The sequence below is a fragment of the Carnobacterium mobile DSM 4848 genome (genome assembly GCF_000744825.1).
GTDB classification, from domain to species: domain Bacteria; phylum Bacillota; class Bacilli; order Lactobacillales; family Carnobacteriaceae; genus Carnobacterium_A; species Carnobacterium_A mobile.
In genome coordinates this window covers 903,972-926,833 of the sequence record NZ_JQMR01000001.1, presented here as the reverse complement: position 1 = coordinate 926,833, position 22,862 = coordinate 903,972, and the positions used below count along the sequence as shown (strand labels likewise).

Genomic DNA, 22,862 nt, shown 5'->3' with positions numbered 1-22,862 from the left:
GAGAGGAAAGGAGCGTCATCATGGCAAAATATGATGGACCAAGTTACCACAAAGGCCAAAAACGGTCAAATAAATCCAAGTTTCCTTTCTATCGTGACTCTGTACGCGTAACGAAGAAAGATAACCTTTTTGATCGCACTAAGACCTCTAAGTTTGAACAACCTGTCAAAATAGGCAAAGAGATGTCAGCTAGAGAACCAGAAACGTTGTTTTCTGAGTTCGTTAATCAAAATAACTTAGAACGGAAACAACGATTAAGGCAGACTAGAAAAGTAGCTGTCAAAAAAACAGAAGCAGCTGAATCAAATCAATCATCTGATCAGAAATCAACAAAAAGATTTTTAAAAGAAGAAACAGCATTAGTGCAAAATGGACGGAGCTCAACTCCTTTTAAAGTACAAAAAATTCCTTCTCCGTATTATGGTTTTCAGCAAAGAAATGAAAATGACGATTTTAAAATCAATTATAAAAAGATTGCTGGAAATTTTAAAAAAGAAGCAGGCGACTTTATTTTATTGGCGGATCACTTATCCAGTACAGTGCAAGAGTTATTTGCTGAAAAACAATCAAGTGCTTTAATTAAACCTTCTGAAACTAATGTAGTCGTTAAAAAAGCTGAGGATGAAAAGCAGCCAGTGGTTTCTTCTCATTTGCAAAAACGTACTTTGCGCCGTTCTTTAGCGGGCATGATTGAAGAAGATCAAAACACCCAATTGAATCATGGGAAAAATGTGAGCAGCTATTTTATGAAAAGCGATCCTGTAGTTGCCTCTGAACCAATTGAGAAATTGAATGCATTATCTTTGTCATCAGGAAAAATAAAAGCAGAAGCGAAAAGCGAACAATTCCCTAGTTTAAATCAAGAGAAGGAAGTAGAAGTAGCTGAAGTAAAAAATGAAGAAGCAACTCAAGAAAAACAGCAAGAAACGAATATAGTACAAGAACATACACAAGAACGCTCTCCAGAAGAAATTGAAATGCTGGAAATTGAAGCGGCTTTAAGCCGGTTGCGTTATTTAGATCAACAGACCTTTAATGCAAAACCATCTAGGCAAACAGAGCCTCAATTCGCTGCAGAACTTTCTAATACAAACCATAAGAAAGAAAATATGGACCAACTTCCAGCAGAAGACCACTCCACTGAGGATGTGGCTGATTTAATAGAAGAGAGTGTTTCCCAAGAAAATACGTTAATTGAAAACCAATCCGAACGGATTGAAATGGAAATACTTGATCCAGAAGAACGAATTGAAAAAGAGGACAGCATAATTTTAGCAGAAAATGAACCTGAAACAGATTCTGTTGCACAAACCAATGAGTTGATCTTATCTGAAACAGCTTCACTAATTGAAGAGCAGGAAACAGGTGAAAAAGACAAAAATTCAGCCTTTATACCAGCTACTCCACTAACTAGTGAATTGGAGGAAGAAGCCTTACGTACTTATCAATTTCCTCCTTTGGAATTATTGAACCCTCCTGTTGAGTTTCAAAGCAACGCAGTAGACGATTGGGTATTAGGTCAAGCTGAACTCCTCAATGAAACGTTAGATGCTTTTAATGTCAATGCTCAAGTAGTAGGATGGACAGTAGGACCAGCTGTTACCCAATTTGAATTGCAATTAGGTCGCGGCGTTAAAGTAAATAAGATTACGAATTTATCAGATGATTTAAAGCTGTCTTTAGCTGCTAAAGATATCCGTATCGAAGCTCCTATTCCAGGTAAAAGCACAGTAGGTGTAGAAATACCAAATCGAGATTCAAGACCAGTCATGCTTTCGGAAGTTATGGAAAGTGAAAAATTCTCGAAAAGTACTTCTCCATTGACTGTAGCCATTGGCGTGAATTTGTCAGGGGAGGCAATTGTTTCAACTCTTGATAAAATGCCGCATGGGTTAATTGCAGGAGCAACTGGATCAGGAAAAAGTGTCTTTATTAATTCTATTTTAATCAGTTTGCTTTATAAAGCTAAACCAAGTGAAGTTAAAATGATTCTGATTGATCCTAAAGCAGTAGAGTTAGCACCTTACAATGCGATTCCTCACCTATTGTCTCCGGTTATTTCAGAACCTAAAGCGGCTAGCGAAGCTTTAAAATGGGCCGTCAATGAAATGGAAGAGCGGTATCAAAAACTAGCAGCTGCTGGTGTCAGGAATATTCAACGATTTAATGAAAAAGCTGAGGAGCGGGGCGAATACGGATTGAAGTTGCCGTATATTGTGATTGTAATTGATGAATTAGCTGATTTAATGATGGTAGCGAGTAATGATGTTCAAGATTCGATTGCGCGCATTACTCAAAAAGCCCGAGCTGCAGGAATTCACTTGTTAGTAGCCACGCAACGACCGAGTGTAGATGTAATCACAGGAACCATTAAAAATAACATTCCAACGCGTGTTGCTTTTATGGTGTCAAGCCAAGTTGATTCACGGACCATTATGGATACTGGCGGTGCTGAGAAATTACTAGGCAGAGGCGATATGCTGTTTCTTGAAAATGGGGCTAGCCAACCGATACGTATTCAAGGTACGTATGTTGAAAAAGAAATTGATTCGATTGTAAAGCATGTAAAAGAGCAACGAAAAACATCTTACTTGTTTGAACCTGAAACACTGTTAAGCCGAGTAGAAGCGATTGAAGGGAAAGATGAACTATATGACGAGATTTTATCTTTTATTATTAATGAAGGCCAAGTTTCTGCTTCTTCTTTACAAAGAAAGTTTAAAATTGGGTTTAATCGAGCATCTAATTTAATCGAAACACTCGAAAGTGAAAATCTGATTTCAGGAAATAAAGGATCAAAACCAAGAGATGTTTTTATTACAAAAAGTGATTACGAAGCCTCTCAACTGTAAATAAAAAGAAGAAGGCCATCCTTCTTCTTTTTGTTTGGACAAGATTTGATTTTTAAATAAAAGTATAATTAAGATAAAGAAAGAAATCGATTATTGTTAGGCGAAAAAAAAAAATCGTGGTATACTGTATTCGTTGTATTTTTCACTATTTTTCAATCCGCTTATTTGTTAATGATGAATAAGCTTAAAAAAACAATTTGAACTATTTACAAATAATCAAAGTAGCTAAAATTAATGGAGGCTTCATAAAATGAATAATGAAACTACCTATCATTTTGTTGGAATTAAAGGTTCTGGTATGAGTGCATTGGCATTGATCCTTCATGACAAAGGATTTAAAGTCCAAGGTTCTGATGTAGAGAAATACTTTTTTACACAAAAAAACATAGAAGAAGTAAAAATACCTATTCTACCTTTTGATAAAAAAAACATACATGATGGACTAACGGTTATCGCTGGAAATGCATTTTCAGACGATCACGAAGAAATCAAAGCAGCAATAGAACAAGGATTGCCAGTTATACGTTATCATGACTTTATTGGGAATCTCTTAAAGAATTATACGAGTATCACTGTTACAGGGTCGCATGGGAAAACAAGTACAACAGGCTTGTTGGCGCATGTGATGAGTACGATTAAGGATACAAGCTATTTAATCGGTGATGGTACGGGGCATGGCGTTCCTAATGCTGAATACTTTGCATTAGAAGCTTGTGAATACCGCCGTCACTTTCTAGCTTATCACCCAGATTATGCGATTATTACCAACATTGATTATGATCATCCTGATTACTTTACGAGTCTGGAAGATGTTACAGAAGCCTTTGAGACAATGGCTCAACAAGTACAAAAAGCGATCATTGCATGTGGAGACGATGAACAACTGATTAAGCTTAAAACAGAAACACCGATTATTTATTATGGATTTGAAGATCATAATGATTTTCAAGCTCAAAATCTTAGCCGTTCAATTACAGGGTCAAGTTTCGATGTGTATGTAAAAAATGAATTCTATGGTCACTTTGAAATCCCGACTTATGGAAAACACAACATTTTAAATGCTTTGGCTGTTATTGCAATTTGTTATCATGAAGAATTGGATAAAGAAAAAGTAATGGAAAATCTTAAAACCTTTGCTGGCGTGAAACGTCGTTTTTCTGAAAAAACGATGGAAGATATGGTGATCATTGATGATTATGCGCATCATCCTTCAGAAATACGTGCAACGATTGATGCTGCTCGTCAAAAATACCCTAATAAAGAGATTATTGCTATTTTCCAACCACATACATTTACTAGAACGGTTGCCTTGTTAAGTGAGTTTGCAGAAGCGCTTAACTTAGCCGATTCGGTTTATTTATGTGATATCTTTGGATCAGCACGTGAGCAACAAGGAGATGTAACCATTGAAGATTTAGCAGCGAAAATTGATACAGGTGCTCTGATTTTGAAAGAAGACAATATGTCTCCATTACTAGACCACCATGATGGCGTTGCTATTTTTATGGGTGCAGGGGATGTTCAAAAATTTGAGTTAGCTTATGAAACTTTATTAAGCCATTCAACATTAAGTAAATAAAGAGGTCTGATAACGATTTGAAATTGAATCGTTATCAGATTTTTTTGCTTTTTTATAAGATAATGGCCTTTTTACTGTTATTGCATTTCTTGAACTACTCCCGCTTATAGAAGTGGGAGTCTTCTATAGAATGATGATAAAAAATGATTCCAAAAAGAGAAATTTTAAAGAAATAAATGGATTTTTCCAATTCGCTATCTCTTGAATTTTTTGGTAAACTAGTGAAGAAAAGGGTGACCATGCTAATTTATGAATAGTTTAAATTACTATATTAATCCCGATAGAATTGAAAAGAAGGAGCTTTCTTATGACCTCTAAAAATAAATTACTGCTAATTGATGGCAGCAGTGTGGCCTTCAGGGCATTCTTTGCACTCCATCAGCAATTGGAACGTTTTAAAAATAAAAGTGGACTCCATACCAATGCACTTTATGGATTTCACAGCATGATTGAAAATATTTTAACAAAAGAAAAACCTACTCATGTTTTAGTAGCTTTCGATGCAGGTAAAACGACATTTCGTAATGCTTTTTTTGAAGAATATAAAGGAGGCAGAGCGAAAACACCTAGTGAATTTACTGAGCAAATGCCTTATTTGCGCGTTCTTTTGGAGAGTTTTGGAATAAAACATTATGAATTAGATAACTACGAAGCAGATGATATTATTGGAACTCTTTCGAAACAAGTCGATCCGACAGATTTTGATGTTGTTGTCGTTTCGGGTGATCGGGATTTAACGCAATTAGCTAAAGAGAATGTAAGAGTGGACATTACAGTCAAAGGAGTCAGTGAATTAAAAGAATATACTGTGGAGTCGATTCAAGCTGAGATGGGTATTTCTCCTCTTCAAATTATTGATATGAAAGGACTTGCCGGAGATGCTTCTGATAACATTCCTGGAGTGACTAAAATTGGAGAGAAGACCGCTCTGAAATTATTAAAAGAATACGGCTCTGTTGAAGGAGTCTATGATCATATTGATGAAATGAAAAAAAGCAAGATGAAAGAAAATTTGATCAATGAAAAAGAAACAGCATTTTTAAGTAAGAAACTAGCAACTATCGATCGGGATACGCCACTGAATATTGGAATAGAAGATTTAATTTATAAAGGGCCTGATACGGAAAAACTGATTCATTTTTATAAGGAGATGGATTTTAAAACGCATTTAAGTAAATTAGATACGACTGAATATGTTGCAGAAACTGAAGCAAATCGTCAAGAAATTGTTTATGAGGTAGTTACAGATATTTCGCCAGACTTATTTACAGATAAAATGGGACTTTATGTAGAGATGTTAACTGATAATTACCATACAGCAGATATTGTCAGTGTCGGTTGGGGAAATGCGGACCATATTTATATAGGAGAACCCGAATTAGTTTTAAATTCAGAACATTTCCAGAAATGGGCAGCAGACGAGACGACCAGTAAGCAAGTTTTTGATGCGAAACGCACATTTGTAGCTTTAAAGCGTTATGGAATTGAAGTGAAAAATATACAATTTGATATTTTATTAGCTTCTTATATCTTAAATACAAAAGACAACAGCAAAGACCTATCAGAAGTGGCGACGGAACATGATTATTTTGACGTTTCATCTGATGAAAGTGTTTATGGCAAAGGATCCAAAATCCATATACCGGAAGATTTATCTGTTATGCAAGAACATATAGCTCGGAAAATTAAAGCTATCGTTGTGTTAAGTGAACAGCTCGAACAACATTTAGCCCAAAACAATCAAACAGAACTATTTTATGAAATGGAATTGCCTCTTGCAAAAGTATTAGCAGAGATGGAAATTAGTGGGATCAAAGTCAATGCTCAACGATTGCGTGAAATGAAAGTGGAATTTGCAGAGCGGTTAGAAAATATAGAACAGCGCGTGTATGAAGAAGCTGGAGAAAAATTTAATTTAAACTCTCCAAAACAATTAGGCGTTATTTTATTTGAAAAAATGGGATACCCAGTGGTTAAAAAAACTAAAACGGGGTATTCTACAGCTGTGGATGTTCTTGAACAGCTAAAAGACCAAGCTCCAATCGTAAAAGATATTTTGGAATACCGGCAAATAGCTAAATTACAATCAACCTATATTGAAGGGTTATTAAAGGTTATTCATGGACATAACGGCAAAATCCATACACGCTATATGCAAACGATCGCCCAGACTGGCCGGCTAAGTTCGATTGATCCTAACCTGCAAAATATTCCAATTCGATTAGAAGAAGGACGAAAAATCAGACAAGCATTTGTACCGAGTTATGAAGGCTGGAAAATTTTTTCTTCAGATTACTCGCAAATTGAGCTGCGTGTTTTAGCTCATATCTCTGACGATGAACATTTAAAAGCAGCTTTTATCGAAGGACAAGATATTCACGCCAGCACAGCTATGCGAGTTTTTGGAATTGAAAAACAAGAAGATGTGACTTCAGAGATGCGTCGGCGTGCAAAAGCCGTTAACTTTGGTATTGTGTACGGAATCAGTGATTATGGCTTATCGAAAAATTTAGAAATCAGCCGAAAAGAAGCGCAGACGTTTATTGATACGTATTTCGTTAAGTATCCTGGCGTTAAGACTTATATGGAAGAAATTGTGCGTGAGGCTAAAGATAAAGGTTATGTGGAAACTCTCTTTCATCGGCGCCGTTACTTGCCGGATATTAATTCTCGCAACTTTAACTTGCGTTCATTTGCAGAACGAACAGCAATGAATACACCTATTCAAGGAAGTGCTGCTGATATTATTAAAGTGGCTATGATTGAAATGGACAAGCGATTGAAAGAAGAAAACATGGAAGCCACTATGTTGCTGCAAGTACATGATGAATTGATTTTTGAAGCTCCAGAAGCTGAAATTCCTTTATTGGAGAAATTAGTTACTGAAGTTATGGAAGAAGCGGTTGAATTAAATGTCCCTTTAAAAGTTGATAGTAATTACGGCGATAATTGGTATGAATCTAAATAATCAAGTTAAAACATATTAAAAAGGAGATGCAGAACGCGTGCCAGAGTTACCAGAAGTTGAAACAGTTAAAAAAGGTCTCGTCCAACTTGTTAAAGGCAGCATCATAACAGGAGTAGATGTATACTGGGATCGCATTATTTCAGGTGACATACGTAGTCAAGAATTCTCAGAGTACCTAATCGATGAAACACTCGTTGATATTGAACGAAGAGGCAAGTATTTAATTTTTCTTTTCGAACAGTGGGCAATGGTTTCACATTTAAGAATGGAAGGCAAATACGAAGTCGTTCCTACTCAGACACCCTTAAAAAAACACACTCATGTGATTTTTCATTTGAAAGATGGCCGTGATCTACGGTATCTTGATGTTCGAAAGTTTGGACGTATGACACTTGTTCCTTTAGGTGAACAAAATAATGTAGCTGGGCTTAAAACTTTAGGGCCAGAACCGTTGCCAGAAACATTTGTTTTAGCAGAATTTCAAAAAACACTGCAACAAAAAAAGCGCGCTATTAAACCTCTTTTATTAGATCAAAAAGTAGTGGCCGGTTTAGGCAATATCTATGTAGATGAAGCACTTTTTAAAGCTAACATTCATCCTCTTAGAGGAGCTGATACATTGAGCTTGAAAGAAATGCAACAGTTACACCAAGCCATTATACAAGTGTTGGGCAATGCTGTAGCAGCAGGGGGAACAACAATCAGAACCTATAAAAATGCTTTAGGAGAAGCAGGAAGTTTTCAAGTGGAATTGCATGTTTATGGAAAAACAAATGAACCTTGCATCCTGTGTGGAACGCCGATCCAAAAATTAAAAGTAGCGCAAAGAGGTACTCACATTTGCCCTAATTGTCAACAACTAGCTTAAGAAAATGAACCAAAGAAAGGAAGGGAATGAATGACAGTTGTGATTGGTTTGACAGGAAGCATTGCAACAGGAAAATCAACTGTCTGTAAGTTTTTTAAAAGCCGAGGAATACCCGTTATTGATGCTGATATTGGAGCCAGGGTAGTAGTAGAACCTGGAACAGAAGGGTTAAAATCGATTGCACGTTATTTTGGAAAAGAAATACTTCATTCCGATGGGACATTAAATCGAAAAAAACTAGGAGAAATTGTATTTACTGATCCCATAAAATTAGAAAAATTGAATGGCTTATTAGAAAAACAGATTCGTAACTGGATACTTACCCAAAAAGAAGAGTATCTGCAACAACACCCCCCGTTGCTTGTGTTAGATATTCCTTTATTGTTTGAAAAAAATTATTTAACAGAAGTAGATCAAGTGATGGTAGTTGCTGTGACAGAAGAGATACAGATAGCTCGGTTGATGCAGCGCGATCACATTACACGCGAGATGGCTGTCCAGAAAATAGCAGCCCAACTTCCTTTGGCGAAAAAAATAAAACAGGCAGATGTAGTGATTGACAATAATGGAACCATCCAAGAAACAGTAGAGCAGCTGGAAAAATGGCTGCAGCAAATGGATCAAATAAACTGAATGGTTGCTGTTATATAAAATAGTGTTAAAAAGAATGAGTAGAATATCCGCTCATTCTTTTTTTAGCTTTAGCTAGCAAATGCAGTTATTTCAGGTGTTTCGCCTCTGTAAGACCTGTGGTATAATAAAAGTATAATGGTTATGAGTGTGATAATTTCAAGAAAAATCATAAAAAAAGGATGATGAGTAGTGCAATGTCCACGCTGTCAAAATAATGGTTCTAGAGTTGTCGATAGTCGTCCTGCAGATGATGGGCGTGCTATTCGTAGAAGAAGAGAATGTGAAGCGTGTAACTTCCGATTTACAACATTTGAACGAGTTGAACAAGCGCCACTGTTAGTAATTAAAAAAAATGGCACACGAGAAGAATTCAATCGTGGGAAAATGCTGCGCGGCATTATCCGATCATGTGAAAAGCGCCCAGTTTCAGTAGAACAAGTTGAAAAAATAGTCGATGAAGTGGAGAATAAAATTCGGAGTTTAGGGGAAAATGAAATATCATCAGCGATCATTGGTGAATACATTATGGAAAAACTAGCAGAAGTGGATGACGTTGCTTATATTCGTTTTGCTAGTGTTTACCGTCAGTTCAAGGATATGAGTGTTTTCTTGACAGAATTACAAGAGTTAGAAAAAAAGAAATCTGAAAAAAAAGCTGAAACGGATTAGAGGAAGTAGAAGAAAGGTGTGATGGCATTTGAACTATCCTTGGAAAAATTTGAGTCCGAAAGATGGATTCATGGTTCGACAAAATGCCTTGCTTTCGGATATAGACCAAAAAATATTGACTTTTTTATATCAACCTTTGATAGGAGCAACAGCCTATAGTCTTTACATGACGTTGTGGACTGAGATTGATGAAGAGTCTTATTGGAGTGAAGGAATACTTCATTCGGAATTGTTGACACTTTTAAGCGTAGGGATTCCAGAACTGTATCAAGCGAGAATTAAATTAGAAGCTATTGGGTTGTTAAAAACCTATCTGAAAACTGAACCAGAAAAGTTGTATGTATATGAATTAGTTGCCCCTCATTCAAGTGCAACTTTTTTCAAAGATGACTTATTGAGTTTGCTTCTTTTTGAAGCGGTTGGAGAACGGAAATTTCGTAAATTACGAAATCGATTTGTAACGGCTCCATTGGAGAAAGAAAACTATAAAGAAGTTACCAAATCCTTTTTGGATGTCTATCAGTTTGATGGAAACCTGCTTAAACAAGAAAAGGCATTACTAAAAGAGCCAGTTGAATTAATTGGCAACGACTCAGCTGCTGGACCTGTAATCGAAAACCAAACGTTTGATTTTAAGTTTTTTTATACGGGTTTAAACAGCCACTATGTTAGCCGCTCCGCTATCTCAAAAGAGCTTGAAGCAACGATCTTAGTGTTGCATACAATGTACGGAGTGAATGAGTTAGATATGCAGCGTTATGTTTTAGAAGCCAGCGACATGAATACAGGGATGATTGATGAACGAAAGCTGAAGAATAACGTTTACCGCGATTATCACGCACGCGCTCAAAAGAAGGTTCAGCTGCATGATGTAGTAGAAAAAGATATTCAAAACGAACAAAAACAACAAAGAAACCGCAAAAGTGTTTTAAAACAACAAGGGCTAACAGAGAATGAAATCACTATTGTTGAAGTGAGCGAAGAAATTAGTCCGTTTGATTTTATGACTTCGATTAAAGACCAAAAAGGCGGCTATGTAACAAAAAATGAAGAATGGGCATTAGAAGAAATAGTGCAAAAAGCTAATTTACCTGCTTCAGTTGTTAACATATTGATCCATTATATCTTAGTTGTAAGGAATAACCCTATTTTTGAAAAAGCTTTAGCTTATAAAATATCCAATGATTGGGCTCAAAATAAAGTTGTTTCACCAGAAATGGCACTTCAAAAAGTTAAAACGATGTACCAAGAAAATGCTGAAAAGAAGAAGCAAGCAGAAAGAAAACAGTATACCAACCAAAAATCAACTAGCTACGGGAAAAAGACAACGACTAGAAAAGAAACTCTTCCAGAATGGGCGAAAGAAGACAATAGCGCTAAAGCTGAAAAACCAATGAGCGAAGCTGAGAAACAAGCTTTTATGGACCGCTTAAAACAAATCCAAAGTTTCGGAAAAGAAGGTGATTGAAATTGGAAGATATCGGTAAAAGTCTAACTAAAATGCTTAAAGAACGAAACTTATCTGACCAATATAAAAAATTGATCCAAGAAGTCTTGAATGATCAGGATGTTCAGCAATTTATTGAAAAGAATCAAGAGCTATTGAATGAAGAAGCGATTGTAAAAAGCTATGCAAAATTGTATGAGTTCGTCAACGAAAAGAAAAAGTATCAGGAAAAAGCAGGGATGATGGCTCCAGGATACCAACCGGAATTGATCATGAATTATCACTTTATTGATGTTGCTTATGTACCGACAGCTGAATTGATTGCGAAGCAAAAAGAACAGGCTATTAAAAACCGCATTCATTCGATGGATATGCCAAAAGATGTTCGTACAGCGACCTTCGAACGTTTTTATTTAACTGATGAGCGAGCAACAGCTATTACAGCTGCATATGATTTTATTTCAGATTATTTGCAGAGCCCAAAATCCTTTCATCAGGGACTGTATTTACAAGGATCATTTGGAGTGGGGAAATCTTTCTTATTGGGTGCCATCGCGCATGAGCTTGCTGAAAAAGGCTATCCTTCCACTTTGATGCACTTTCCTTCTTTTGCAGTTGAAATGAAGCAAGCAATTGGACAGAATTCAACAGGAGAAAAATTAGATGCTGTCAAAAAAGCACCTATTTTAATGTTGGATGATATTGGAGCAGACTCAATGTCAAGCTGGATAAGGGATGATGTGCTTGGAGTTATTTTGCAGTATCGGATGCAAGAACAATTACCCACATTCTTTTCTTCTAATTTCGATATGAAACAATTAGGCGAAGAACATTTAAGAGTTACTCAACGTGGAGAAGATGAGCCGTTGAAAGCCCAACGTATCATGGAACGTATTCGTTATTTATCTAAAGAAATCAAAATGACGGGCAAAAACCGTCGATTGTCTTAAGGCAGTGCAGCTATGAATTTAAGCAAAAGCAATAAGAATGCTATTTTTTACTTGAATTTTTGTGACGGAAATGATTTAATAACAGTAATAGATTAAATCTTTGAGAAAGACACCAAAATAAAAAATCGGTTTTTTTAAGAGAGGGAAATAACTGCTGCAAGTTTCCTAAAAACGAATTTATTTTGACCCCTTTCGAGTGCCGCTGTGAACCAGTTAAAGTATTAGCAGCCGGTCGTGTAGCTAACGTTAACAGCTTAGAGAGAATTCCTGTTCAGTGAGAAGGGGATTCTGCATCTGGGTGGAACCACGTATTTTACGTCCCTTTTGTGTTAGGCAACTAGCATAAAAGGGACTTTTTTTATTTGGCCGAGCGTTTGAAAGATTTTTTAAACTATAAAAATTTGAAACCATTGGAGGAATGGAAAATGTCAGAAATCAATATTACTTTGCCGGATGGTGCTGTAAAGCAGTTCCCAACGGGTTCAACAACAAAAGACATTGCTGAGAGTATCAGTAAAAGTTTAGCCAAGAAAGCATTAGCAGGAAAGTTTAATGGCGAACTAGTAGATTATGTCCGTCCATTAGAAGCAGACGGATCACTTGAAATCATCACAGCAGATGATGATGAAGCTTTGCAGATTTTACGTCATTCAAGTGCTCATTTAATGGCAAATGCTTTACGTCGCTTATACCCTGAAATTAAATTTGGCGTAGGTCCAGCTATTGAAAGCGGCTTTTATTACGATACAGATACAGACACACCGATTACAGAAGAAGATTTGCCGCGTATTGAAGCAAAAATGATGGAAATCGTAAAAGAAAATAATCCGATTGTTCGAAAAGAAGTTACACGGGCAGAAGCGCTTGACTTGTTTAAGGAAGATCCTTATAAAGTCGAATTGATTACGGAATTACCAGAAGACGAAACGATTACTGTTTACGATCAAGGAGACTTTGTGGATCTATGCCGTGGAGTCCATGTTCCATCAACTGGACGTATTCAAGTTTTTAAACTGCTTTCGCTTGCTGGAGCTTACTGGCGCGGAAATTCTGACAATAAAATGATGCAGCGTATCTATGGAACAGCTTTCTTCGATAAAAAAGATTTAAAAGAATTTATCAAAATGCGTGAAGAAGCTAAATTGCGTGACCATCGAAAATTAGGAAAAGAATTAGACTTATTTATGATCAGCCCTGAAGTTGGACAAGGACTGCCCTTCTGGTTGCCAAAAGGTGCGACTATCCGGAGAACTATTGAACGCTATATCGTAGATCGCGAGATAAGTCTGGGTTACCAACACGTTTACACACCGATTATGGCTGACGTAGAATTTTATAAAACATCAGGACATTGGGACCACTATCACGAAGACATGTTTCCGCCAATGGATATGGGCGATGGCGAAATGCTCGTACTGCGTCCAATGAACTGTCCTCATCATATGATGGTGTATAAAAATGACATCCATAGTTATCGTGAGTTGCCTATCCGGATTGCTGAATTGGGACAGATGCACCGTTACGAAAAAAGTGGGGCTCTTTCAGGTCTGCAACGTGTTCGAGAAATGACGTTAAACGATGGACATACATTTGTTCGTCCAGATCAAATTTTAGAAGAGTTCAAACGAACTCTAGAACTTATGTTGGCTGTGTATAAAGACTTTAATATCACTGATTATCGTTTCCGACTAAGTTACCGTGATCCTAACAATACGGATAAATACTTTGATGACGATGCAATGTGGGAAAAAGCTCAAACAATGCTTAAAAAAGCGATGGACGATATGGAGCTTGAATATTTTGAAGCCGAAGGAGAAGCTGCTTTTTATGGCCCTAAATTAGATGTTTTAGTAAAAACTGCAATTGGGATTGAAGAGACACTATCCACTATCCAACTGGATTTCTTGTTGCCAGAACGTTTTGATTTAACTTATGTAGGAGAAGATGGTGAAAATACGCATCGTCCTGTTGTTATTCACCGTGGAATTGTTTCAACCATGGAACGCTTTGTAGCTTATTTAATTGAAGAATATAAAGGAGCATTTCCAACTTGGCTAGCACCTGTTCAAGCGACTATTATTCCGGTAAACCGCGATATGCATTTAGATTATGCATATGAATTGAAAGAAAAGATGGCTAATCTCGGTATGCGAATTGACGTAGATGAACGAAATGAAAAAATGGGTTATAAAATCCGTGCCTCTCAAACACAAAAAATTCCTTATCAATTGGTAGTAGGCGATAACGAAGTAGAGAATGCTAGTGTGACTGTTCGGAAATATGGCGAAAAAGAGACAAAAACCATTTTATTTAACGACTTTTTAACAGATGTGAAAAAAGAAATTGAAAATTTTAGTCGTTAATGGTTTACAAAGCGACAAAATAATGATAAGATATAAAAGTTGAGAAAACAAAGCAGGAGCCCTCGCTTCTCGCCTTAGCTGACTAAATGTCTCTGGGCTAGATATAAACGATGATGACTTACGCACGGCGTAAGTTGGAAATTATTTATAGGCGGGTTCGTTATGGACTCGTCTATTTTTCTGCTGTTCTTTCTCTCAAATCTAATGGAGGTGTATGACCATAGCAAAAGATATGATGGTAAATGACGGCATTCGTGCACGTGAATTGCGCGTTATAGGTAGTAATGGTGAACAACTTGGTCTTAAGACTAAAAGTGAAGCATTGGCAATTGCAGAAGCAGCGAACTTAGACTTAGTTTTAGTAGCGCCCACAGCAAAACCACCCGTAGCACGTATTATGGATTATGGGAAATTCCGTTTTGAACAACAGAAAAAAGAACGTGAAGCCCGTAAACATCAAAAAATCGTCAGCCTTAAAGAAGTGCGTTTAAGTCCTACAATTGACGTAAATGACTTCAATACGAAATTACGCAATGCGCGTAAATTCCTTGAAAAAGGCGACAAAGTCAAAGCATCAATCCGATTTAAAGGTCGTGCCATTACTCATAAAGAGATTGGTAAGAAAGTTTTAGATCGATTAGCACGAGAAACTGCTGATATCGCTAGTATCGAATCAGCTGCTAAAATGGATGGACGCAGCATGTTCATGATTTTAGCACCAAAAACTGAAAAGTAAGAGTATTTCGAGGAGGAAACAAACATGCCAAAACAAAAAACACACCGTGGTTCTGCTAAACGGTTCAAAAGAACAGGTAATGGTGGTTTAAAACGTCACCATGCAAAAACAAGCCATATGTTCGCAAATAAATCACAAAAACAAAAACGTAAATTACGTAAATCTGCAATGGTTTCAGCAGGCGACTACAAACGTATTCGTCAACAATTAGCTAACTGGTAATTTTTTAGTTCATTTAGAACGGGATTAACAGTTTTATAAAAGACACTAATTATCGTAAAGAGTTTTCTTATAAGAAAACATCTTCAAGGAGGAAATTAATATGCCACGTGTTAAAGGTGGGACGGTTACTCGTAAACGTCACAAAAAAGTATTAAAATTAGCAAAAGGTTACTATGGTTCAAAACATACTTTATTTAAAGTATCAAAACAAGCAGTAATGAAATCTTATCAATATGCTTACAGAGACCGTCGTCAAAAGAAACGTGATTTCCGTAAATTATGGATCGCTCGTATCAACGCAGCTGCTCGTATGAACAACATGAGCTATAGCACATTGATGCACGGACTTAAAGTAGCTGGAATTGATATCAACCGTAAAATGTTGGCTGATATCGCAGTTAACGATGCAGCAGCTTTTACTGCTTTAACTGAACAAGCTAAAACTGCATTAAACAAATAAAGAATGATAGATGAAAAACGGTTCACACTTTTATAGTGCTGAACCGTTTTTTTATTTAAATAATAAATCTTGGTATGTGTAGAGATAAATGTATAATCACTACTTGAATTACTTTATCTTTTCAACACTAGCTTAGTCTGATTTGCCGACAATTTCATTTCTTTTTTCAATGCTTTCTTTGATGAGGTCTTTATGGATATCTTGGTACTTTGAAAGGTAATTTATTATCATTTGCTTCTCTTTTTTAGTCCAGCTCGGCTTAGATTCAACTAAACTGCCGCTCTTATTCACTTTCACATAAAATTGTTTACTAACATTTGAATCATTTTCAGGTGAAATACTAACACCAATGTTATTATCATATTATTTTTTGTCGTATCTTTTGCTACCTGTTTATCCTGCCTTAATAATCTGTCGAAAGAAATATCCAACACCTCGCTAATTGCTCTGGTGTCCACTCTTTTTTTAGGTTATTTTTATAAATGTGTGTCCATTTGTAAACTAAAAAATATGTCATATTCATTTTATTATTAGAAGTATTTTTTAATCAAATACTTATTTTAATATCGTATAATCTGGAATTAATTAAGATAAATGGAAATTACTATTGATTATATGATAATAAGATGATAATATTATTTGAGCAACCTAATATTATTCTCATTTGAGTTGATATATGTGGAGGGCATTAAAAAACAGGGGGAAAACATTATGCAAAAAAATAAATTTTTAAGTTTATTGGGAATTACAGCTACTTCAGCGTTATTATTAGCAGCATGTGGCGGAAATACTGATGGAGGCGGAGACTCAGCATCTTCTTCTAAATCATCTGATAAAAAAATGGATGATGAACAAGTTCTAAATCTAATCGAAAGTGGCGAAATTCCAACAATGGACTCTGTTTTAAATACAGACGTTGTCGGCGGGAACGTTATGAATAACGTTTTTGAAGGACTTTATCGCCAAGGTTTAGACGGTAAACTTGTTTTAGGAATGGCTGAAGCAGAACCTGAAGTTAGTGAAGATAATCTGACTTATACCTTTAAAATCAGAGAAGATGCAAACTGGTCAAATGGCGATCCGGTAACTGCTGATGACTTTGTATATGCATGGCAGCGCTTAGCTGATCCAGCTGAAGCAGCTTCTTACAACTACATGATTCAAGATGTTGTCGAAAATGCGACTGAAATCATTAACGGCGAAAAGGAACCAAGTGAATTAGGTGTCAAAGCAGTAGATGATAAAACATTGGAAATTAAATTAGTTCGTGCAGTTCCTTATTTTAAAGATTTATTAACATTGCCAATGTACTATCCACAAAATCAAGCTTATGTAGAAGAATTAGGAGACAAATTCGCATCAAACAGCGACAACTTGATTTACAACGGTCCATTTACTTTAACTGAATGGGATGGAACTGGATTAAGCTGGGTATACCAAAAGAATGAAGATTATTGGGATGCAGACACAGTTAAGCTGGATACAATCAATTTTGATGTTGTAAAAGAAACATCTACTGCTTTAAACTTATATGAATCTGGCGGAATTGACCGCATGAGATTGACAGGAGAATATGTACAAACTCAACAAGGAAATGCAGATTTAAAATCAGAACCAACTTCTTCTGTTTTCTACTTCAAATTTAACCAAGAACGTAACGGTGAGAAAACTGATTTAGCAAATGAAAACATCCGTAAAGGACTAGCTATGGCATTTGATAAAGAAGCTTATGCAAAAACCGTTTTACAAAATGGTTCATTACCAGCTGACGGGTTAGTACCGCAAGGATTAGCCGTTGATCCGGACACTGGAAAAGATTTCCGTGATCAAAATGGAGAATTATTAACGTATAATGTTGAAGAAGCTCAAAAATACTTTAAAAAAGGGTTAGAAGAAATTGGTAAAGATAGCCTGACATTAGAAATTCTTGGAGATGATGGGGAAAATGCTAAAAAATCTCTAGAATTTATGCAAGGACAATTAACTCAAAACTTGCCAGGATTAGATATCAAATTACGTAATGTACCATTCAAAGTACGTTTGGATGCTGATACAAAACAAGATTACGATATTGAAATGTCTGGTTGGGGAGCTGACTATGCAGATCCAATCAACTTCTTAGAATTATTTGCTTCAGACAACGGGAACAATAAATCAAGCTACGCTAACGATGAGTACGATACTTTAGTTAAGAGTTCATTAAGCGAGGTAGATGATTTAGAGCAACGTTGGACTGGTATGTTAGATGCTGAAAAAATCTTGATGGATACAGCTGGGATTGCTCCAATTTACCAACGTTATAATGCTGTTTTAGAAAAACCATATGTTAAAGACATTGCTGCTCACTTAGTGGGTGCAGAATACTCATACAAATGGGCTTATGTAGACGGAAAATAAGTCTCTATTTAATAATCATAAAAAAAGAAGTTGCCATGGGCAGCTTCTTTTTTTTATGATTATGTGAAAATATTAAAAGATTCATTAGAAGTAAGTGATGGCGGTTTGCGACTGTTTTCCCATAGTGATAGAATCAACTATGTTAGTTTTAGACAAGTTTATCAGAAATCAGTTCATTATTAGGGGGAATATGGGTGAAAAATATCAAGTTAATGAGTTTGTTAGGAATTACTTTAGTATCTTCAGCAGTTTTGGCTGCTTGCGGTTCAAATACAGAAGGTAGTAAGGGCGGTTCAACAACTCAAGAATTAAATTTAATTGAAACAGCAGAAATACCGACGATGGATTCGGTTCTAAACACAGATACAGTGGGATCAACCGTTATGAATAATGTAATGGAAGGATTGTACCGTTTGAATCTAAAGAACGAACCAGAGCTCGCAATGGCTGCTGAAGAGCCTACTATTAGCGAAGATGGATTAACATATACCTTTAAAATCAGAGAAGATGCAAACTGGTCTAATGGAGATCCTGTTACTGCTAATGATTTTGTTTTCGCTTGGCGTCGTTTGGTCAATCCAGAGACAGGTTCTCAATCTGCTTATATGATGGAAGACGTAATAAAAAATGCGACAGAAATCAATAAAGGAGAACTAAAACCAGAGGAATTAGGAGTAAAAGAAATTGATGATAAAACATTAGAAATCCAACTAGTAGCTGAGCTTCCTTATTTTAAAGATTTGCTGTCTTTATCAATGTTCTTGCCTCAAAATGAAGATTATGTAACAGAAAAAGGTAACAAGTATGCTTCAAGTAGTGATAATGCTTTATACAATGGGCCGTTTGTTTTAACTAAATGGGATGGGACTGGTTTAAGCTGGTCGTATGAAAAAAATGATACTTATTGGGATGCAGAGACGGTTAAGTTAGATGAAATCAATGTGGACGTAGTAAAAGAAACTTCTACTGCCATTAACTTGTATGATGCAGGAGAAATTGATTCTATGAAATTAACAGGAGAGTACGTACAAACTAAACAAGGTGATCCTGATTTAAAATCTGCTCCTACATCTTCTGTTTTTTACTTTAAATACAATCAAGAACGCAATGGACAACCAACGCCATTAGCCAATGAAAATATTCGTAAAGCTATTTCAATGGCATTTGACAAAGAAGCCTATGCTAAAACAATATTACAAAATGGTTCCTTGCCGGCTAATGGTCTGGTACCAAGCGGATTAGTTAAAAATCCGTCAACAGACGAAGATTTTCGAGATGAAAATGGAGATTTGCTTATCTATGATAAAGAAGCTGCCAAAGAATATATGAAAAAAGGGCTTTCTGAATTAGGAGTAGATTCATTAAAGCTAGAACTTCTTTCTGATGATTCAGAGAATGCTAAGAAATCTTCTGAGTATATGCAAGGACAATTGATGCAAAATCTTCCAGGATTGGAAATCAACATTCGTTCAGTGCCGTTTAAAGTTCGTATTGATGTAAATAGTCGTCAAGATTACGATATTCAAATGGCGGGATGGGGAGCAGACTTTGCTGATCCAATCAATTTCCTTGAATTATTTGAAACAACAAATTCAAATAATAAAGCCAGCATTTCTATACCTGAATACGATGCTTTACTCGAAAAAGTAAACACTACAGATTTAAATGATCTAGATAAGAGATGGAGTGATATGATCGAAGCAGAAAAACTGCTCCTTGATCAAGCAGCAATTGCACCTATTTACCAACGTTATAACGCGATTCTAGAAAAACCTTATGTCAAAAATATCGGTAAACATTTAGTAGGACCAGAATATTCTTTCAAATGGGCTTCTATTGAAAAATAATTAAATAAACCCTATTTTTTAAATAATACAATTATATTGAAAGCAAGAAGGAGTTCAAACCAATCCTTCTTGCTTCTTTTAGTTAAAGGTTAAAAAAGTGCACCCTTTTTCTGTCATAGAATGATATAGTATAAGAAGAACAGATATTATTGGAGGGATTCACATATGGATGAGAAAGATTTAAAAATGTTAAAAGAATTAACGGATGCTAAAGGAGTCCCGGGAAATGAAAAACAAGTAAGGGAAGTTTTCGTCCGTTATGCTGAAAAATCAGCTGATTCTATTACTTATGATGGATTAGGAAGTGTAATTGCTAAACACGTTGGAGATAAAACTGGACCTAAAGTCTTATTTGCAGGCCATTTAGATGAGGTCGGCTTTATGGTTACAGCTATTACAGATGAAGGATTTATTAAGTTTCAAACTTTAGGCGGCTGGTGGTCACAAGTGATGTTGGCTCAACAAGTTGAAATCACAACAGCACGCAATAAAGTTTTACATGGAGTGATTGGGTGTAAACCTCCGCATGTTTTAACAGCTGATGTGAGGAATAAAGCTTACGATATTCAAGATATGTTTATTGATATTGGTGCTTCAAGTAAAGAAGAAGCTTTGTCTTGGGGAGTAAAACCGGGAGATATGGTGACGCCTTATATTGAATTTAAACGCTTAAACGATTCGAAATTTCTATTGGCGAAAGCATGGGATAATCGAATTGGTACAGCAGTAGCATTGAAAGTACTAGAAAATATTGCTGAAGAAGGACATCCAAATAAGGCTTTTTCTGTTGGAAATGTCCAAGAAGAAGTTGGGCTACGCGGTGCTAAAACAGCAACGTATACCGTAGACCCAGATATAGCCTTTGCATTGGATACGGGAACAGCAGGAGATACGCCAGGGATGACAGCTAAAGAAGCAGATTCAAAGTTAGGTAAAGGGCCGCAAATCATTATCTACGATGCTTCTATGGTAGCTCATAAGGGATTACGTGACTTTGTTGTTGGAGTAGCTGAAGAGTTAGGTATACCTTTCCAATACACCGTTATTGCTGGAGGTGGAACAGATGCCGGAAGCCAACATGTAACACGTAATGGGATTCCTTCACTGGCTATTACAGTAGCAACCCGTTATCTTCATTCCCATACTTCAGTCATTCATGAAGAGGATTATTTAAATACTGTAAAACTAGTTACAGAAGTAGTTAAACGATTGGATAGTAAAACGGTTGAAAAGATAAGAATGAATTGATTTCATTAAAATTTATTTTTCATTAGCAGGCTGATAACGGAGTATACTTTGAAAAGTTTGAGTTATTCACAGCTAAGCTATTTTTTAAAGGGGTAGATGAAGCAAATGGAGAGAGCTAAAAAGAGAATTGCTATAATTGGTGGTGGTATAACAGGTTTGACTACAGCTTACCGAGTCAAACAAAAGCTCGAAAAAGAAAATTTACCCTTTGAATTGATTCTGTTAGAAGGATCACTAAAAATAGGCGGAAAGATCTATACTATAAATGCTGATGAACGATACCTTGATATGGGAGCCGAATCAATTGATGTACGTTATCCTGAAGCGTTAGCTTTAATTAAGGAACTAGGGCTTGAGAATCAATTGATTTATAGTGAAGGTAATAAACCGGATATTTTCTTTTATAACCAATTACATCAATTAAATTATCCTACATTTAAGGGGATACCTATCAAAAAAAGGGATATATGGAAAGACAAATTATTAACGATTCACGGGAAATTAGCTAGTTATAAATCTTGTTTTTTTTCGGCTAAAAAAGTAGAACAAGATATTGAAACTGGAGCTTATTTGAAAAAGCATTTTGGAGATGAGATGGTAGAACATATCATCGAGCCTTTTTTCACAAAGATCTACGCTAGTGACTTGGATAGAATGGGGATTAAAGCTTCCAAAGAACAGCTTTATGAGTTAGAAATGAAATACGGTAGTCTGACGAAAGGGTTGAAACACCATCCAGAGTTAATAGACGGGTCAGGGAATTATATAACTTTTCAGAAAGGATTGTCTGTATTAACAGAAGCACTGGAAGAAAATTTAAAACCGTATATCAAGTACAGAAAAAAAGTTCTTGAAATTAAAAAAAACGAACAAAATACTTATATTCTCGATATTAATCATAAAGAGGAAGTTCGAGTAGGTGCTATTTGTGTTGCTACGCCTATTACTGAGTATGCTAAACTAATTCGACATTCTGAAATAGAAGAAGTATTTAACAAAGTAGATACGGCTTCCATTGGATACATTGTTTTTAGTTTTTCAAAAGAAGCTATCAAAAACGAGCCAAAAGGATTCGGGATTGTTACTCCTAGAAGAAACGATTCTTTTGTTACGTCGATTATTTTTTTAAATAAAAAGTGGCCTACTTTAAATAAAAGTGAAGATGTATTAATCGGAGTTAGTTTTGGCCGGAATGGAGAAGATATTTTAGTTTCATTAAGTAATAAAGAAATCGAAGAGACCATTTTAAAAGACCTTGAAATCATTTTAGGTATTACTGAAAAACCCCTTTCTCGCGTGATAAAAAGATGGCCTAATGCAATACCTCAATATACCATCTCGCAAGAAGAAGAAATGAAACAGATTGAATCATTGCTTCGGAAGGAATTTCCTGGTGTTTATATTGCAGGACACGGCTTGTCAGGATTTGGTATCAATCAATGCATTAAACAAGGGAACCATGTGGGAGAACAATTGGTTGAATATATAAAAAAACAAAATCGTATGTAAAAGAAAGCAAAAGTAGATGAAGAAGTCCTTATTTTATTCTAAAAGGGGCTTTTTTATTTTCATTTTTCTAATAGTGGTGTATGGTAATGAAAGAAGTCAAAAACAAAAGGAGAA

The 22,862-nt window shown here is 35.9% G+C and carries 16 protein-coding genes; all 16 read left to right on the top strand.

Annotated features, from left to right (window positions below; genetic code table 11):
- The first annotated feature begins 20 nt into the window (after positions 1 to 20).
- On the top strand, positions 21 to 2,852 hold the full coding sequence (locus BR87_RS04185; RefSeq protein ID WP_035029079.1) for a DNA translocase FtsK: 2,832 nt from the start codon (positions 21 to 23) through the stop codon (positions 2,850 to 2,852).
- 250 nt (positions 2,853 to 3,102) lie between these two features.
- Positions 3,103 to 4,431, top strand: coding sequence for a UDP-N-acetylmuramate--L-alanine ligase (murC, locus tag BR87_RS04180; protein ID WP_035029076.1), 1,329 nt, complete (start codon positions 3,103 to 3,105; stop codon positions 4,429 to 4,431).
- A 307-nt stretch (positions 4,432 to 4,738) separates the two neighbouring features.
- Positions 4,739 to 7,399: a DNA polymerase I gene (gene polA, locus BR87_RS04175; protein ID WP_035029073.1), complete on the top strand. Its 2,661-nt coding sequence runs from the start codon at positions 4,739 to 4,741 to the stop codon at positions 7,397 to 7,399.
- A gap of 37 nt (positions 7,400 to 7,436) precedes the next feature.
- Positions 7,437 to 8,267: a DNA-formamidopyrimidine glycosylase gene (mutM, locus tag BR87_RS04170; protein WP_035029070.1), complete on the top strand. Its 831-nt coding sequence runs from the start codon at positions 7,437 to 7,439 to the stop codon at positions 8,265 to 8,267.
- Positions 8,268 to 8,297: 30 nt separating this feature from the next.
- Positions 8,298 to 8,900, top strand: coding sequence for a dephospho-CoA kinase (gene coaE / locus BR87_RS04165; protein WP_035029068.1), 603 nt, complete (start codon positions 8,298 to 8,300; stop codon positions 8,898 to 8,900).
- A 189-nt stretch (positions 8,901 to 9,089) separates the two neighbouring features.
- Complete coding sequence (gene nrdR, locus BR87_RS04160; RefSeq protein ID WP_035029066.1) at positions 9,090 to 9,569, top strand: transcriptional regulator NrdR; 480 nt, start codon at positions 9,090 to 9,092, stop codon at positions 9,567 to 9,569.
- Positions 9,570 to 9,597: 28 nt separating this feature from the next.
- Positions 9,598 to 11,037 carry a replication initiation and membrane attachment family protein gene (locus BR87_RS04155; RefSeq protein WP_035029063.1) on the top strand — a complete coding sequence of 480 codons (1,440 nt, stop codon included), beginning with the start codon at positions 9,598 to 9,600 and terminating at the stop codon, positions 11,035 to 11,037.
- 2 nt (positions 11,038 to 11,039) lie between these two features.
- Positions 11,040 to 11,966 carry a primosomal protein DnaI gene (dnaI, locus tag BR87_RS04150; RefSeq protein WP_035029060.1) on the top strand — a complete coding sequence of 309 codons (927 nt, stop codon included), beginning with the start codon at positions 11,040 to 11,042 and terminating at the stop codon, positions 11,964 to 11,966.
- Positions 11,967 to 12,391: 425 nt separating this feature from the next.
- A complete protein-coding gene (thrS, locus tag BR87_RS04145; RefSeq protein ID WP_035029058.1) occupies positions 12,392 to 14,329 on the top strand; it encodes a threonine--tRNA ligase in 1,938 nt (645 codons plus the stop codon).
- 214 nt (positions 14,330 to 14,543) lie between these two features.
- Complete coding sequence (gene infC, locus BR87_RS04140; RefSeq protein ID WP_035029056.1) at positions 14,544 to 15,065, top strand: translation initiation factor IF-3; 522 nt, start codon at positions 14,544 to 14,546, stop codon at positions 15,063 to 15,065.
- Between the two features lie 24 nt (positions 15,066 to 15,089).
- Complete coding sequence (gene rpmI / locus BR87_RS04135) at positions 15,090 to 15,287, top strand: 50S ribosomal protein L35 (protein ID WP_035029053.1); 198 nt, start codon at positions 15,090 to 15,092, stop codon at positions 15,285 to 15,287.
- A 100-nt stretch (positions 15,288 to 15,387) separates the two neighbouring features.
- Positions 15,388 to 15,747: a 50S ribosomal protein L20 gene (gene rplT, locus BR87_RS04130; protein WP_035029050.1), complete on the top strand. Its 360-nt coding sequence runs from the start codon at positions 15,388 to 15,390 to the stop codon at positions 15,745 to 15,747.
- 711 nt (positions 15,748 to 16,458) lie between these two features.
- Entirely contained in the window at positions 16,459 to 18,144 is a 1,686-nt protein-coding gene (locus BR87_RS04125; RefSeq protein ID WP_035029047.1) for a peptide ABC transporter substrate-binding protein, read from the top strand.
- Positions 18,145 to 18,338: 194 nt separating this feature from the next.
- Complete coding sequence (locus tag BR87_RS04120; RefSeq protein WP_035029044.1) at positions 18,339 to 19,991, top strand: peptide ABC transporter substrate-binding protein; 1,653 nt, start codon at positions 18,339 to 18,341, stop codon at positions 19,989 to 19,991.
- Between the two features lie 165 nt (positions 19,992 to 20,156).
- Positions 20,157 to 21,239, top strand: a complete 1,083-nt coding sequence (locus BR87_RS04115) for a M42 family metallopeptidase (protein WP_035029041.1) — start codon at positions 20,157 to 20,159, stop codon at positions 21,237 to 21,239.
- 105 nt (positions 21,240 to 21,344) lie between these two features.
- The gene (gene hemG / locus BR87_RS04110) at positions 21,345 to 22,748 is read left to right on the top strand and encodes a protoporphyrinogen oxidase (RefSeq protein WP_035029038.1); all 1,404 of its coding nucleotides are present in this window, start codon (positions 21,345 to 21,347) and stop codon (positions 22,746 to 22,748) included.
- Positions 22,749 to 22,862: the final 114 nt, after the last annotated feature.

Bases quoted from the DNA above. Each gene is read 5' to 3' on its own strand.
- BR87_RS04185 (WP_035029079.1), top strand. From the start codon at position 21: ATGGCAAAATATGATGGACCAAGTTACCACAAAGGCCAAAAACGGTCA.
- murC (WP_035029076.1), top strand. From the start codon at position 3,103: ATGAATAATGAAACTACCTATCATTTTGTTGGAATTAAAGGTTCTGGT.
- polA (WP_035029073.1), top strand. From the start codon at position 4,739: ATGACCTCTAAAAATAAATTACTGCTAATTGATGGCAGCAGTGTGGCC.
- coaE (WP_035029068.1), top strand. From the start codon at position 8,298: ATGACAGTTGTGATTGGTTTGACAGGAAGCATTGCAACAGGAAAATCA.
- thrS (WP_035029058.1), top strand. From the start codon at position 12,392: ATGTCAGAAATCAATATTACTTTGCCGGATGGTGCTGTAAAGCAGTTC.
- infC (WP_035029056.1), top strand. From the start codon at position 14,544: ATGACCATAGCAAAAGATATGATGGTAAATGACGGCATTCGTGCACGT.
- rpmI (WP_035029053.1), top strand. From the start codon at position 15,090: ATGCCAAAACAAAAAACACACCGTGGTTCTGCTAAACGGTTCAAAAGA.
- rplT (WP_035029050.1), top strand. From the start codon at position 15,388: ATGCCACGTGTTAAAGGTGGGACGGTTACTCGTAAACGTCACAAAAAA.
- BR87_RS04125 (WP_035029047.1), top strand. From the start codon at position 16,459: ATGCAAAAAAATAAATTTTTAAGTTTATTGGGAATTACAGCTACTTCA.
- BR87_RS04115 (WP_035029041.1), top strand. From the start codon at position 20,157: ATGGATGAGAAAGATTTAAAAATGTTAAAAGAATTAACGGATGCTAAA.
- hemG (WP_035029038.1), top strand. From the start codon at position 21,345: ATGGAGAGAGCTAAAAAGAGAATTGCTATAATTGGTGGTGGTATAACA.